This is a genomic window from Paenibacillus shenyangensis (assembly GCF_000346635.1).
In the GTDB taxonomy this organism is placed as follows: domain Bacteria; phylum Bacillota; class Bacilli; order Paenibacillales; family Paenibacillaceae; genus Saccharibacillus; species Saccharibacillus dauci.
In genome coordinates, this window is the sequence record NZ_AOIG01000032.1 from 23,955 (window position 1) to 38,897 (window position 14,943).

The window sequence follows — 14,943 nt, forward strand, 5'->3', positions numbered from 1 at the left end:
CTTACCACCCTCCTGCTTTTGGACTGCGCATCATATAACCGAGTCCACGGCGGGTCAGGATATATTCCGGCTTGCTCGGATCATCCTCGATCTTCTCCCGCAGACGGCGAATCGTTACATCGACAGTACGCACATCCCCAAAGTATTCAAATCCCCACACCGCCTGCAGCAGATGCTCGCGCGTCATCACTCTGCCGGCATTTTTGGCCATATAATAGACCAGTTCATATTCACGGTGAGTCAGATCAAGCGGCTCTCCGCTTTTATACACCAGATACATATCCGTATCGATAAATAATTCAAATAAAGCCAGTCCGTTCTTCTCCTCCGGTACTTCCGGTACTACCGCAGCGGCTACAGGCGCTTTTTTCTGCTGACGGCGTACATGGGCTTTGACCCGGGCCAGCAGTTCACGGGTGCTGAACGGCTTGGTCACATAATCATCGGCTCCCAGCTCCAGTCCAAGCACTTTGTCGATCTCGGCGTCCTTGGCAGTCAGCATGATGATCGGCATATCCAGACGGGTCCGTACCTCGCGGCACACGTCCATCCCGTCTTTGCCAGGCAGCATCAGGTCAAGCAGAATAAGATCCGGTTCCTCGGCAAAAGCCTGTTCTACCGCACTGATCCCATCAAAAGCACATATGACTTCATAGCCTTCTTTTTCCAGGTTGAATTTCAAGATATCTGCTATCGGTTGTTCATCGTCTACGACCAGAATTTTTCCCTGCATTGGGTAGTCACCTCATACCTGCTTTGATTCTTTTATTTTACCATATTCAAGGCTATAAAAAATGCAGCTTCTGAGTATCGATTCAGAAGCTGCATTGATATAAGACAGGTCTCGTTCAGATGACCTATCCATTCCGATAGGGATTAACGCAAATAGGAGAGTGGATTCTGCAGCGCACCGCCGCTATGAATCTCAAAGTGCAGATGCGTACCGGTTGAATGGCCGGTATTGCCCATTACACCGATGTGCTGGCCCTGCTCAACGACTGCACCATTACTGACATCAATCTGGCTCAGATGACCATACAGGGTCTCGTAGCCATTGCGGTGATCGATAATAATGACATTGCCATAGCCAGTCATGGTACCCGCATAGGTAACGACGCCATCATCGGCCGCCATCACCGAGGAACTGCCCACAATATCGATTCCTTTGTGCATACGACCCCAGCGCTGTCCGAACGGACTCGTTACTGTTGCACCGCTGGATGGCCAGATAAAGTTACCACTGCCTTCGCCAACGACTACTTTGGTACCTTTAATAATGATTTTGGGTGAAGCTTCCTTGACTACTTCCTGGCCTACCCATTCTTCGCGAACCATCTGACCGTTTTCTTTGGTCACCCGGTAGTCGATCCGTTTCAAGCCTTTGCTGCCGGCAGAGATCACTTTGGATTCGCCTGCACGCATCGTATCACTTTTGCGAATCTCTACCGCAGGTTCTGTCACGACCTGCTCCGAATAATCTTCCACAGTAGTAACAGTCACCGGCGGCTGCGGTACAGTTAGTGTCAGCTCATCGCCAATCTGCAGGGAAGTTTCCTGAATACCCGGATTATTATCGAAAATTTCCTGCTGGGATACATCATAAGCAGCAGCAATCGAGCTGATTGTATCTCCTTCACGTACTGTATATTTAAGTGGTGATTCCACGCCGGTTAGCATCACTTTGGCCAGCTCTTTGCTGCTCAGCAGCTTTTGCGGATTGGCTTTGATTTCTTTGGATGTGACCTTCTCGTTGAGCTTGACCGATTCCAGCTTGTTTACCTTTTTGCTATAAGCATAGCTCTGGGTAAGCTTTTTCACGGATGTCTTGTTCATATTTTTGGCAGCATTTTCGGCTTTGCGGGTATAGTTGGTCTGTACCAGCTTAAGCGCTTGATCGATCGTTTTCTGATCATCAACGATACCGATACTTTTGCCACCGATCACGACTTCTCTACCTTTGGCATAGGCAGTCAGCATGCTATCCAGCTGCTTCAGTGTAGATGTAGAATCCACCTGGGCTTTGAATGCTTTTTCCTCGGTAGTGGTGATGCCGTTGGTATTCAATACCATTGTGGCATCCGGATACTTCTTCTGGTATGCAGCACGCTTCTCATTAAAAAGCTTATCCAGCTGCGATTTTTGCAATACGCTGCCGATAGCCTTGTCTTTGACATACACTACATAATACGAAGTGGTATTCGCGGTTACATAGTGGTTCCCCGCCAAAACAAGACCGCCTGCTACAGCTACACTGGCAGCTGCAATTATCAGACGACGACGTACTTTGTTTTTCCCCTGGCGGATCGAATCCACGGTAAGCGTGTACCACTTGGACGATGATGTCTCTTGCTGTTCACTGGACTGCTGATCGTTGTGCTGTTCTTCCCGGACTGTCTGCTGATCAGACTCGTTGCCGGTTCCCCGTTTACCTTTCAAACCTTTCATGACCGTCTCCTTTTGTGCTTTAGCATGATTCATTTTAATCGTTCAATAGCCTTTTCCGTTATGCGATTCAGCTGTTTAAGACTGCACCCGATTCATGGCATAAGGCCTATAAGGTCAAATATTACGTAAATTATGAATAATTGTAATCAATTAATGTCAAAAAATTAACCTTTATAACTCCCCGTTTACTTTACCATAATCCCGTCAAAACTTTCAACTTTCACGCTATAATAACCTCTACGCCTATCAAGTATTCTCAGCGATTCAAAAGGCTTCCATAAAAAAAGACACCCCGCAGGGTGCCTTGTCATTATTAAGCTCTGTCTCTATCATCTATATCGCTATTTCACTACATCCCTTACAGATGCAATTATACGTAAATCGGTGCCACCAGATTCGTCTGCTCACGGTTACGTCCAACCGAGAAAATCGCAATCGGAATACCGGTCAGCTCGGATACACGGTTTACATAGTTGCGCGTGCTTTCCGGCAGTTCTTCCAGCGTCTTCACGCCGGTAATATCTTCGCTCCAGCCCGGCATTTCTTCGTATACCGCTTCACATTCCGCCAGCATTTTCAGGCTTGCCGGATAGTGAGTGATGAACTCGCCGCGGTATTTGTAGCCTGTGCAGATCTTCACTGTATCCAGACCAGTCAGTACATCCAGAGAGTTCAGGGACAGACCGGTAATACCGCTGACGCGACGTGCATGACGTACTACAACGGTATCGAACCAGCCCACACGACGCGGACGTCCGGTGACTGTACCGTATTCATGACCCGTTTCGCGGATCTGATCACCTACTGCATCATGCAGCTCGGTAGGGAAAGGACCATCACCTACACGAGTAGTGTAGGCTTTGGCTACACCGATAACCTGCTGAATCTTGGCAGGACCTACACCGGAACCGATGCATACACCACCGGCAGAAGGGTTGGATGAGGTCACGAACGGATAAGTACCTTGATCGATATCCAGCATGACCCCTTGCGCGCCTTCGAACAGTACGCGTTTGCCTTCATCAATAGCATCATTCAGCACAACAGAAGAATCACGTACATAAGGACGCAGTGTCTCTGCATAACCGAGATAGTCCTGCAGGATCGCTTCTACATCAACCGGCTCGCCGCCATATACTTGTGTAATCATCTGGTTTTTCTCTTTGACCAGATGACGCAGCTTCAGTTCGAATTCTTCAGCGTCCATCAGATCCGCGATACGGATACCTGCACGGGCTGCTTTGTCCATATAACAAGGACCGATTCCTTTACCGGTAGTACCGATTTTGTTCGGTCCTTTGCGTTCTTCTTCGAGCTTGTCGAGTACCATGTGATACGGCAGAATCACGTGCGCACGATCGCTGATCGTCAGGTTTTTGGTAGAGAATCCATTTTCATGCACATAGTTGATCTCTTCGATCAGTGCAGCCGGATTGATAACCATACCATTACCGATTACACATGCTTTTTCTTCATAGAAGATACCGGATGGTACCATTGTTAATTTATATTTTTTCTCATTAATCAGAATCGTATGTCCTGCATTGTTACCACCCTGGTAACGTGCAACCACATCCGCTTTTTCTGAAAGATAGTCGGTAATTTTACCTTTGCCTTCGTCTCCCCATTGCGTTCCCACAACGACTACAGTTGACATAGAATCATTCCTCCGTGGGTGTATGTACACCGTTATATTTGGGCTGCCCGTTCCAACACACATGACAAATGGACAGCATGAAAACCTCCATGCGAGGAACGGTCGGGCGGACAAACACATAATAACCGTTTCGCGGGCGGAAGTTCATCCCTTATGGGTGAGCCGGGTATTACATCTGACAGCATACTCCCATAAATAGAGTCTGTCGCGCTTTACCGCAGCATTAACAGTGTAACAGGAGCCTTTTACAAAGTCAAACAAAAAGCGAACAATAACATGTTAAAAAAATAACATTGTTCGGAATTAATTCATTCCTTGCGCCATACGCCTCCATTACCTGTCGTAAACCCGCATTTTTGATAAAAGGAGCGATGTTCTGCAGCAAAAGTGGCGGTTACGATTTCGACGCCTTTCTGTCCGGCATACTCTAGCAGACTCTGTACTAGCTGCTGCCCGACTCCTCTTCCCTGCATGGATGGATGCACCATCACATCTTCCAGATACCCATGCTGCAAGCCCATTCCACATATATAAGCAAAAGCAATCAGCTGTCCCTGATCATCCCGACTGCCTGCATAGAACAGACATCGCTCCAGCAGTACCGGATAATCCGAATCTCGGCGATCCCAGCCTATCTGCTGTCTGAGATCCGGAACTTCATGACGCGCCAGCGGCAAATTTATCATTATTTTTGGAGTATCCAGAGAGTACACTTCCTTTGTTGATAATAGTTGACTTTCTTATGTAAGAGCCGTTGTTTCGCGAATTAGTAACTATCTGTATAGTCGCGTATGTCCTGATCCTTTCTTACTTTATCACAAAAAAAGAATATAAATAGAAATGGGAAATCAGGAATTATATGTTTAATACTGGAATAAAGGTTTATTTATACTTAACTATAATTCAAAGACATAAGGAGGCACAAAACATGGACAAAATTCTTACCAAGCTTGTCGTAAATGGTGTGGTTGTTATTGCTTCCCTGATGCTGCTGAGTAACGCAGGCTTCTGGGGTTCGCTGGTGACTGTAGTGGTATTGGGAGCACTCGCCTATGTGCTTGGAGATATGATGGTTCTTCCTGCTACCAATAATACGATAGCCACTATCTGTGACGCAGTGCTTGCTTATCTGGTATTGTGGGCAGCTTCGGCTATGGCTGGTTGGACCATGTCTTTCGTCGATCAGCTTGTTCCTGTCGTGATTGTTGGCGTATTTGAATATGTATTCCATATGTGGCTGCTGCGTGATGGCATCCCAGGACGTACACGAAGCATCAACTCCAATTCCAGTTTGTAAGCCAGACTGGATGCAGGTTTGAAGATCAACAATAGATGATGTACATCGTAGATCGATATCGCTCCCGCCTACCCATTATCATATCGGGTGATTCCATATTGGTTCCTATCGGTCTGTAACCAAATAAAAGACCCTGAACTCTGCAAACAGGATAACTGTCTGCTGCAATTCAGGGTCTTTGTTGTTGCTTTTATCCTGCGAACATATCCGACTGGACACGTTCGTAATTGACGAATTTATTGAAGTTCTTGAGGAAGACCAGTTCGACGGTACCGACCGGACCATTACGCTGTTTGGCGATAATGATCTCGATGATATTCTTCTTCTCGGTCTCCTGGTTGTAGTAATCGTCACGATACAGGAACGAGACGATATCGGCATCCTGCTCAATCGAACCGGATTCCCGAAGGTCAGACATCATCGGGCGCTTGTCCTGACGCTGCTCGACACCACGGCTGAGCTGGGACAGGGCAATTACCGGTACGTGCAGCTCACGGGCAATCTGCTTCAGTGTACGGGAGATCTCGGATACTTCCTGCTGACGGTTCTCGCCCGCTTTACCGCGTCCGGAGATCAGCTGCAGGTAGTCGATTACGATCATGCCGAGGCCTTTTTCCTTTTTGAGACGACGGCATTTGGCACGAATCTCGGAGACGGTAATCCCCGGTGTATCATCGATATAGATTTCTGCTTCTGACAGGGAGGCAATCCCCATGGTCAGCTTCATCCAGTCCTCTTCCTTGAATTCACCGGTACGCATTGCATTTGCATCCAGGTTGGCTTCTGCACAGATCATACGCTGTACGAGCTGAGCCGCTGACATCTCCAGACTGAAGATGGCGACTGTCTCTTTGGCGCGAACAGCAACATTTTGCGCGATATTCAGGGCAAATGCCGTTTTACCTACTGATGGACGGGCAGCTACGATAATCAGGTCACTGCGCTGGAATCCTGCCGTCATTTTATCCAGATCGATAAAACCTGTCGGAATACCAGTCGTATTTCCCTTATTCTCGCTCAGCGTCTCCATTTTCTCGAATACTTCCATCAATACATCACGAATCGCAATAAATCCGCTGCCTGTACGTCGATTGGAAATTTCCAAGATCTTGCGCTCTGCATCGCCGAGCATACTGCCTACATCTTCGCCACCGGTATATCCTTCGCTGACGATCTGCGTCGCTGTACGAATCAGTCGGCGCAGCATCGATTTCTCTTCAATAATCTGTGCGTAATAATCTACGTTGGCTGCGGTCGGTACAGCATTGGCCAGCTTGGCCAGGTAGCTGACACCGCCGATATCTTCCAGCTGCGAACGATCCTGCAGCAGGGAGGTCAGTGTGATCAGGTCAATCGGCTGATTCTCTTCCCCCAGATGAACCATAGCTTCATAGATCAGCTGGTGGGTTTTGTCGTAAAAGTCTTCGGTGTCTACTCGCTCCATGACGCTGATCAGTGCTTCGGCCTGTAGTAAGATGGCACCCAGAACCGCCTGCTCAGCCTCCAGATTCTGTGGGGGAACCCGGTCGTAAAATATATCGCCGCCCATGATTATTCCTCAGTCACTTGGACTTTAAGCGTTGCTTTTACTTCAGGATGCAGCTTCACAGTAATCTGGGTAACTCCCAGTGTACGGATTGGCTCATCCAGTTCAATTTTGCGCTTATCGATCTTGTGTCCCTGTTTACCCAATGCTTCAGCAATCTGCTTGCTGGTGATTGCGCCGAACAGACGGCCGCCTTCACCCGACTTGGCTTTCAGCTGAACGGTTACTTCTTCGAGCGTTTTGCCCAGTGCTTCCGCAGCTTCTTTTTCTTCCTGTTTTTGTCTTTCCACAGCAGCAGTCTGGTTTTCCAGAATTTTCACGTTACCGCCTGTCGCCGGTTTGGCGTGGCCGTTTTTGATCAGGAAATTCTGTGCGTAACCGTCCGAGACTTCCTTGATGTCTCCTTTTTTACCTGTTCCTTTAACATCTTTTAGCAAAATAACTTTCATTCGAATAACCCCTCTTCCTCATTCATTTGATGTAATACTTCGAGCAGCCGGGCTTCGGCGTCTTCGATTCCGCCTTCCAGCTGAACCGCTGCATTGGTCAGATGACCTCCTCCGCCCAGGCGCTCCATAACCACCTGTACATTCATCTTGCCAAATGAACGGGCACTAATACCAATCAGCCCATCCATCCGCTCGCTGATCACAAAGGACGCATAAATATCATTCATATTCAGCAGCGAATCCGCCACCTGTGCAATCAGCAGCTGTGGTACCTGTTTGCCTGGACTCGTAACAGCAAGTGCTACATGGTCATGAATAACACGGGCTTTTTTGATGATCTCCGCTTTGGCGATATACTCGGCCAAATCTTCTTTCATCATCTGCTGTACCATGACGGTATCTGCGCCATTGCGCCTCAGGAAACCGGCAGCTTCAAATGTCCGTGAACCGGTATGCAGGGCAAAATGCTTGGTATCCACTGTAATCCCTGCCAGCAGAGACGTAGCTTCGAGGGTCGTAAACTGCACCTTGTCGTGAATATACTGCAGCAGTTCAGTGACCAGTTCGCAGGTCGATGAGGCATAGGGCTCCAGATAGACCAGTACCGCATCATTGATAAATTCTTCACCCCTGCGATGATGATCCACCACCACGACCCGGCGCGAACGATCTACCAGCTTCGGCTCTATCGTCATGGAAGCTTTGTGAGTATCCACTACTACGGTCAATGTACGCTCGGTCATCATGCTGAGCGCATCCTCAGGCGTAACGAAGCGCACAGACAGACGCTCATCCCGGGAAATACGATCCATCACTTTCTCGATGGACGGATTCACTTCATCAAGCACAATGTAGGCTTCCACCTCATACATATCGGCAGCCTTGAGCATACCAATTGCAGCTCCGATCACGTCCGTGTCGGGAATCTTGTGCCCCATGATCAGTACCTGATCACTGTCGAGCATCAGATCACGCAGCGCGTGCGCGATGACCCGTGCCCGGACACGTGTACGTTTCTCGATCGCATTGGACTTGCCTCCATAAAAGGAAAGCCGCTGCTCCGCTTTGACGGCAGCCTGATCACCACCGCGACCAAGTGCCATATCCAGACTGGACTGAGCCAATTCACCCAGTTCGCTGATCGTTTTGGTACCGAATCCGATACCGATACTAAGCGTTAGCGGTACTTTGAGATCAGCGGTCATTTCGCGAATCTCATCGAGAATCACGAATCGACTCTGTTCCAGTTCACGCAGTGATTTCTGGTTGAGCAGCAATAGATAGCGCTCGGAAGATAGACGACGTACATAGATCTGGTAGCCTTTGGCCCAGTCGGTAATACGCGTCGCTACGCGGGCTATCATGCTGGCCCGTTGCTGATCGTCCATCCCTTGGGAAGCTTCATCAAAGTTATCCAGGAATACGATACCGACAGCCAGACGCTCCTCATCATACCGGGAGCGCATATCCGCATATTCGGTAATATCCTGAATATAGATCAGACGCTCATCCGGCAGGACGATACATTCCAGTGTCTTATCCTGATGCTCCAGTTCAAAGCGTACTTCCTTGGCTCCATCCTTGCGCCCTTCCCTGGCCGCTTTGTAATGCTCCTGAAATTGCGTAAAGCATTCTTCCAGCGGCGTGCCAACCAGTGTCTTGCGTCCGAATAAACCGGCAATATAGCGGTTATGCCATTCTATCGAATATTTGTTATCGTACAAAATAAGACCAAAAGGAAGCGTACTGACCGCTTCCTCCTCAACGCGCCTGATCCGAAAGGATAATCCGGCAATATACTCCTCCAGCTCCCGGCGAAAGGCAAGCTCTGAACGAAGCAGAACCGCAGCGAAAAGGATGACGCAGCATAGCGCAGCCAGCCCGATCATCCAGTTGAACCAGGACAGCACAATCACCAGTCCCAGCATGAGCAGAGATGCCCATACGGACCGGTAACCATGCCAGCGGTTTAATAAAAAATTAGGCATCATTCATCACCTTACCGTTTCGGTCTCGTAATATACTCACGGAGCGGAAATGCCAGATCCAGAATACCAATAATGCGAAGTGGTGGAATCAACACAACGACAATGGATAGCAGGAACGGCAGGAACGAATTCCATTTCCGGTGATTGGCCCAGAAAAACACAAAGCCAATCGTCTGGATCGTAAAGGCTATGTGGATCAGCGGCATAAAGTTCAATACAATGGCAGCCAGCACACCGGTCATATTCGTACTTGCGATAAACTCCAGGAATACCGCAATCAGATAATACCAGATCATCGAACTTGGCAACCGCCAGTCGCGTGCAGGCTTGAGACGCGGTACGGAATAACCCATACTTTCCAGTAGTGGACGCGATATTGCATGCGTAATTACAGCCATCGTAAAGGAGGCAATAATCAATGCACACGGAATGAGCATTAATGTATAATTGCTCAGCCCGATAATATATTCCGGTGTCAAAATATCATTTAATTCCGGATTCACATCCGCCATCGCCTTCATAGGAGCGACCGATATCTCAATAACATCACGGATATAAGCGCCCAGACTGAAATCAAACATGACACGCGCTGCTACCAGCAGTACAAGCAGTTCGATCAATGTCGTAATGCCACCGGCAATAATAATACGTAATGCAGGCGTAAACTTTTTGTACATTCTTCCCATGACAATACCGGGAATCATAAAGAATACGCCCAGAATGGGCAGAAATAATCCGGCTTGCCCGGCAATAATAATCGCCACCAGCCAAACGGGAACCATGTGCATAATAAATTGGCGCAGGGTCAATGTCGAATACAGCACAACGACAGGCACGATCAGAAATAGCATACCGATGATTCTTACAGAAGTTATTAGAGATAGCAGTAGAAGCAGGTAAGCCATGCTCCATGCTATGGATGTCCAGCGCAGTTTCAAACGATTCACCTCTTACGCACAAGTTGTTCGGCGCCTATAAAAAAGATTTACTCATCATTATAGCATAGACGCCGATAATCACGCACGGGTTTGTGCAGAAGGATCAGGACATATTCATGTCTTTGGACATTCTGCTTTTCTCGGGCGTGTACTCTCCACCGCGGACAAATTGTTCGCAGTATTCAATAATCTGACTGCGTCGTACAATACCGATAAATCGGTTCATATCGTCCACAACCGGTACAAAGTTCTGTACTTTGGCCAGATTGATCAGGTCTTCCATATTCGCATCAATGGATACCGGTTTGTCATCCCGCTGCAGCGGAACTTCGGCCAACAGGAATTTCGAAGCGTTCTCAAAAGTCGCCTTACCGTCTGAATTTTTCATAAACCACAGCAGGTCGCCCTCGGTAATCGTTCCTACATACTTGCCATCCTTATCCAGCATAGGCACGGATGTATAGCGGTGGTACTCCATTCTCTCCAGCGTCTGACGCAGCGTCGAATTAAGGGTGACGCAAACGACCTCCTGCTTGGGAAGCAGAAAAAACGCGATATTCATGCAAAAACCTTCCTCCTCGCAATTTGAAAAATTGCAATTGTATAGTCCGCTCTTGATGCTGTATATCTATGTTGCTATCCGTTCCCCTGAGAGGGGTACTCTTCTATTTTAAGCGATAAGTATGACACAATAAAGCGGGTTATTCGTTATTCATCTATTGTACCTGAGATTGTGCTTCCGTATTTACCGGGTTGGCCGTTTCTCCCTGGGCAGCAGCCGGCTCCGGTCCCTGCGGACTCATCCACTGATCAATCAGATGCTTGGCTTTTTCCAGATCGTCTTCATTTGGTACATCATAATATACCCCGTCGATATATTCGCCCTCTCCCGCAATCGTAAAGGAAGTAATCTTGGGATCACCACCACGCATAATCTGACTGGCCAGTCCGGTCAGCATCTGCGGGCGCATATCTGTCTTGAAGTTGCTACCCATAATATTCAGCAGCTCCGGGATTTGATCAATCTGGTTCAGCTGTATCGCCTGATCGGTAATCGATTGCAGGAAAATCTGCTGACGCTTGGTTCGGTTAAAGTCGCTGTCCTCACGATAGCGCACATAATATAGCGCTTCCTGTCCGGAGTAGATCGGTTTATTGGCTTTGATCGTGAATTTCTCATGGTTCGGATCGCGGTTTGCAATATCTTTTTCGATAGGCAGTTTGACGCCACCGAGAGCATCAACCGCATTCACCAGTCCCTGGAAATTGACGCTGGCATAATAATCGAGATCTTCATCCAGAAAATGCTCTACCGTATCCATCGTCATCTTGATCCCGCCAAAAGCATATGCATGATTAATCTTGTCCATACGGTCTCTGCCAATAATTTCGGTATACGTATCTCTTGGAATGGAGATCAGCAGGACTTCCGGTTCCATCGGACGTACGACAGCATAAATCAGTGTATCTGAACGGGCCTTTTCATTTTTGCGTTGGTCACTGCCGACCAGCAAAATGGAGAATGGCTCTGTCATGACTACACCTGGTTCTTCTTGCTCCTGTTCGCCACCGGTCTGACGTACAGGCTGATAAGTCTGCTCCAGCTGATTCTCCAGGGTATCCGCTACAAACCAGTCAAACATTTGGGCTGAAATCGGCTTCCACCACAGGAGCAGGCTGCACGCGATAAGAACTACAGCAGCGGCAATCGCGGACAGAATCTTTTGCTTTTTCGTCATTCTTCCATTCCTCATTTCGAGCAGACGTATATTCTTACTTCATTAAACGCCTCATACCAGCCGTGACACAGATGAGAATATTTTGTTCCATTTCTTCAGTTTCGCTTAAAGCTAGGTGAATTGCAAGCCTATTACAGGCACAGGTACTGGAAATAACAGGGCTATCTACATCCTTATGACGGGAATCTGTTATTTTAAATTTATTATTTTGAGTATGAACAAGTTGGATTTTTATATCCTTTGAATGTCCATGTTCTCTATTACCTATTCTCTATTAATAGTAGAAACAGGTTTGTTTTCTTTGCTGGAAGAAATGGTAGATACCCCGTATTGCATTGTAACAACGGCATAAAAAAGCCTGCTGACTCTGTGGAATCAGCAGGCTTTCTCGTGATCTTAATGGATCATCGGACAACTGTCCAATAAGATTCATTTGTTTTGTTAATTACATGGATTTAGTCAGGGTAATTTCACCAGTGGACTTGTTCCATTTTACATCCCAACCCAGCAGTTCCGTGATAGAACGCAGAGGCACCAGGGTTCTGCCATCGTTGTTTACCATAGCAGTTGCTTCCAGCTGCTGTGTTTTACCATTTACATCTACTGCTGTTTTGTTGATCCAGAATTTCATTGTGTCTTTACCTGCCATTACAGTCACTTCACCAGCAGATTTATTCCATTTTACTTTAGCGCCAATGCCTTCTGCCAGATAACGCAGCGGGATATAAGTCGTTCCGTTTTTCACGACAGGCATTGTATCCATCATCGTAGTTTTGTCGCCCACTTTGAGTTGTTTGCTGTTCAGCTTCATCCATACCATCATCATTGAAGCATCCGAAGCTTTAGCTGGAGCTTTGGCTGGAGCCTTAGCCGGTGCTGCTGCTTTGAATTTGTCAGGGTACTGCTTCACGATCGCACCACCCAGTGCTTCGCCGATACCGAACATGGTTTTGAATCCTTCACGATCTGCTTTGTAAGCAGCTGCATATTTTTTGGATGCATACTGGTCAATTACAGATTGTACCTGCTTCTCATGAGTCATGAGTGCTTTTTCTGCTGCACTTGCTGGCAGATTGTTAGCTGTAGCAGTTCCAAGGAATGTGGAGAATTCTTTGGTGAAATCGGTAATACGGTCTTTAACTGCCTGCAGGGAAGTTTTATCTCCTTTTTTCAGAGCAGCTACATAATCGCTTTGTGCTTTGATGTGGTTGGTGACCCAGATCTTCTCGAACTGGTTACCACCCTCTGCACCATAGATCGAAGTAATAGCTTTTTTAAATGCTGCTGTATTCGCTGCTTCTGCTTTGATCAGCGCATCGGAATCTTTGGCTTTGCCATTGTATTGTTTTTGCATTTGCAGGACGGACAGGGCAAAGTGTTCTGCTGCCAGATGATTCAGAGCCGAACGCAGATCTGCTGCCGGTGTATCCACTGATCCATTGCTGAACTTCGCTGGGTTCTGGGCTACGATCGCGCCGGACAATGCTTTACTTACAGTAAACATGGTCTCAAAGCCTTCACGATACTCCATGTACGCGCCATTGTAGTCACCTGCTACATATTTCTCAAATACATCCTGTACTTGATCTTCATGCATGCGCAGTGCTTGTGCTGCTGCTTTTTGTGGCAGTTTGCCTTCTGTAGCTGTAGCCAGGAACTTGGAGAATTCATCTACGAATCCCTGTACTTGTGCTTCGGCTTTTTTGATTGCTGCCTTGTTATTCATTTTGGTAGCTTTAACGAGGTTATCTGTGTATTTGTTGTGGGCACGGAAGATTCTTTCGAATTCAGCTGCGCCTGCTTTTCCGTAGATCGCTTCAATAGCCGGCTGCATGTCCAGTGCATTCTGATCCAGTGCTTGATAAGCTTCTTTGGCATCAGGTGCGCCTTCATAGGCTTTGGTCATGGCTACAACAGCCAGTGCGAAATGTTCGGATAGTAAGTAATCCAGGCCTGCACGAAGATCGGCTGCCTTGGTGCTAACCGTTGGTGTGGCAGTTGCCGGAGTGGCTGCAAATGCTCCAGCTGCCGGAAGAAGTAGAGAAAGACTCAATGCAGGTACAATCAGTTTCTGAATTTTCATAGTGTACGCTCCCTATTGTAAGTGAATTTGTTTTTCTATTTCTGTTTTGCCGTCCATGATTGGATAAACGGGCGCAATTTCGTTTTGGATCACTTTGTTTGTTTTTTTATCTGGATGATCTTCGAAATCTACCCTGCATGATAAGCGTATTTCACTAAAATACCTGATATTATTCGCCTTCTCTACCCACACTCGTTCGTATACAAATGAAGTACAAAACTCCGGATTTTTCATACGTCGTTTATGTATAATGAATTAGAGGTATTAAGTAAGTAAGTGATTTTTCGGTACGATAAAATATAACCACTAACTTGCTGTTTAAACCTGATTTACAGCTTATATTATAAAAAATTATTTTATAGTAAGGTAAATCTGACATCTTATAACTTCTGATTGAGGCTAATTTATGCAGAAATAAAACAAAAAACGCACCGAATGCATACCTTCCACGGGGAAGATTTCATTCGGTGCGTTCTAATTCAGAATACGGTTAAACCGCTGCTCTGAATTTATTTCTGCTACTATTCAGTAGTGTATGGCAGCAGTGCGATTTGACGGGAACGTTTAATCGCGATAGTCAGCATACGCTGATATTTTGCACTTGTACCAGTCACACGACGTGGCAAGATTTTACCACGCTCACTGATAAATTTACGAAGCAGGTCCGTATCTTTATAGTCGATGTGAGTGATTTTGTTTACAGTGAAGTAACATACTTTACGGCGCTTGTTACGGCCACGGCGTCCGCCTGGACGTCTGCCTTCTCCATCTCCGCTTTCACGTCTATTAAAGCTCATCTGA

General features: G+C 47.1%; 13 protein-coding genes. 1 reads left to right on the forward strand and 12 read right to left on the reverse strand.

Going from position 1 to position 14,943, the window contains the following annotated elements; translation table 11 throughout:
* Position 1: 1 nt before the first annotated feature.
* The 4 genes from yycF to H065_RS0122825 form a co-directional block, all read right to left on the reverse strand.
* On the reverse strand, positions 2–733 hold the full coding sequence (gene yycF, locus H065_RS0122810) for a response regulator YycF (RefSeq protein ID WP_017815421.1): 732 nt from the start codon (positions 731–733) through the stop codon (positions 2–4).
* Positions 734–876: 143 nt separating this feature from the next.
* The gene (locus tag H065_RS0122815; RefSeq protein WP_017815422.1) at positions 877–2,445 is read right to left on the reverse strand and encodes a peptidoglycan DD-metalloendopeptidase family protein; all 1,569 of its coding nucleotides are present in this window, start codon (positions 2,443–2,445) and stop codon (positions 877–879) included.
* 370 nt (positions 2,446–2,815) lie between these two features.
* Positions 2,816–4,102, reverse strand: a complete 1,287-nt coding sequence (locus H065_RS0122820) for an adenylosuccinate synthase (protein ID WP_017815423.1) — start codon at positions 4,100–4,102, stop codon at positions 2,816–2,818.
* Positions 4,103–4,410: 308 nt separating this feature from the next.
* A complete protein-coding gene (locus tag H065_RS0122825) occupies positions 4,411–4,788 on the reverse strand; it encodes a GNAT family N-acetyltransferase (RefSeq protein ID WP_017815424.1) in 378 nt (125 codons plus the stop codon).
* Positions 4,789–5,030: 242 nt separating this feature from the next.
* Here H065_RS0122825 and H065_RS0122830 point away from each other — a divergent pair, with 242 nt between their 5' ends.
* Entirely contained in the window at positions 5,031–5,399 is a 369-nt protein-coding gene (locus H065_RS0122830; RefSeq protein ID WP_017815425.1) for a DUF2512 family protein, read from the forward strand.
* Positions 5,400–5,589: 190 nt separating this feature from the next.
* Here the strand turns inward: H065_RS0122830 and dnaB are convergent, their stop codons facing one another.
* The 8 genes from dnaB to rpsR form a co-directional block, all read right to left on the reverse strand.
* Positions 5,590–6,948, reverse strand: a complete 1,359-nt coding sequence (dnaB, locus tag H065_RS0122835) for a replicative DNA helicase (RefSeq protein WP_017815426.1) — start codon at positions 6,946–6,948, stop codon at positions 5,590–5,592.
* A 2-nt stretch (positions 6,949–6,950) separates the two neighbouring features.
* The gene (gene rplI, locus H065_RS0122840) at positions 6,951–7,394 is read right to left on the reverse strand and encodes a 50S ribosomal protein L9 (protein ID WP_017815427.1); all 444 of its coding nucleotides are present in this window, start codon (positions 7,392–7,394) and stop codon (positions 6,951–6,953) included.
* Positions 7,391–9,382 carry a DHH family phosphoesterase gene (locus tag H065_RS0122845; protein ID WP_017815428.1) on the reverse strand — a complete coding sequence of 664 codons (1,992 nt, stop codon included), beginning with the start codon at positions 9,380–9,382 and terminating at the stop codon, positions 7,391–7,393. The genes rplI and H065_RS0122845 overlap by 4 nt, the downstream gene beginning before the upstream one ends.
* An 11-nt stretch (positions 9,383–9,393) precedes the next feature.
* The gene (locus H065_RS0122850; protein WP_274517944.1) at positions 9,394–10,287 is read right to left on the reverse strand and encodes a DUF2232 domain-containing protein; all 894 of its coding nucleotides are present in this window, start codon (positions 10,285–10,287) and stop codon (positions 9,394–9,396) included.
* A gap of 136 nt (positions 10,288–10,423) precedes the next feature.
* Positions 10,424–10,882 (reverse strand): CBS domain-containing protein, encoded by a 459-nt coding sequence (locus tag H065_RS0122855; RefSeq protein WP_017815430.1) that lies wholly within the window; start codon positions 10,880–10,882, stop codon positions 10,424–10,426.
* Between the two features lie 154 nt (positions 10,883–11,036).
* Positions 11,037–12,059, reverse strand: a complete 1,023-nt coding sequence (locus H065_RS0122860) for an LCP family protein (protein ID WP_017815431.1) — start codon at positions 12,057–12,059, stop codon at positions 11,037–11,039.
* Positions 12,060–12,504: 445 nt separating this feature from the next.
* On the reverse strand, positions 12,505–14,142 hold the full coding sequence (locus H065_RS0122865) for a copper amine oxidase N-terminal domain-containing protein (RefSeq protein ID WP_017815432.1): 1,638 nt from the start codon (positions 14,140–14,142) through the stop codon (positions 12,505–12,507).
* A 521-nt stretch (positions 14,143–14,663) separates the two neighbouring features.
* The gene (rpsR, locus tag H065_RS0122870) at positions 14,664–14,939 is read right to left on the reverse strand and encodes a 30S ribosomal protein S18 (RefSeq protein WP_017815433.1); all 276 of its coding nucleotides are present in this window, start codon (positions 14,937–14,939) and stop codon (positions 14,664–14,666) included.
* Between the last annotated feature and the right edge of the window lie 4 nt (positions 14,940–14,943).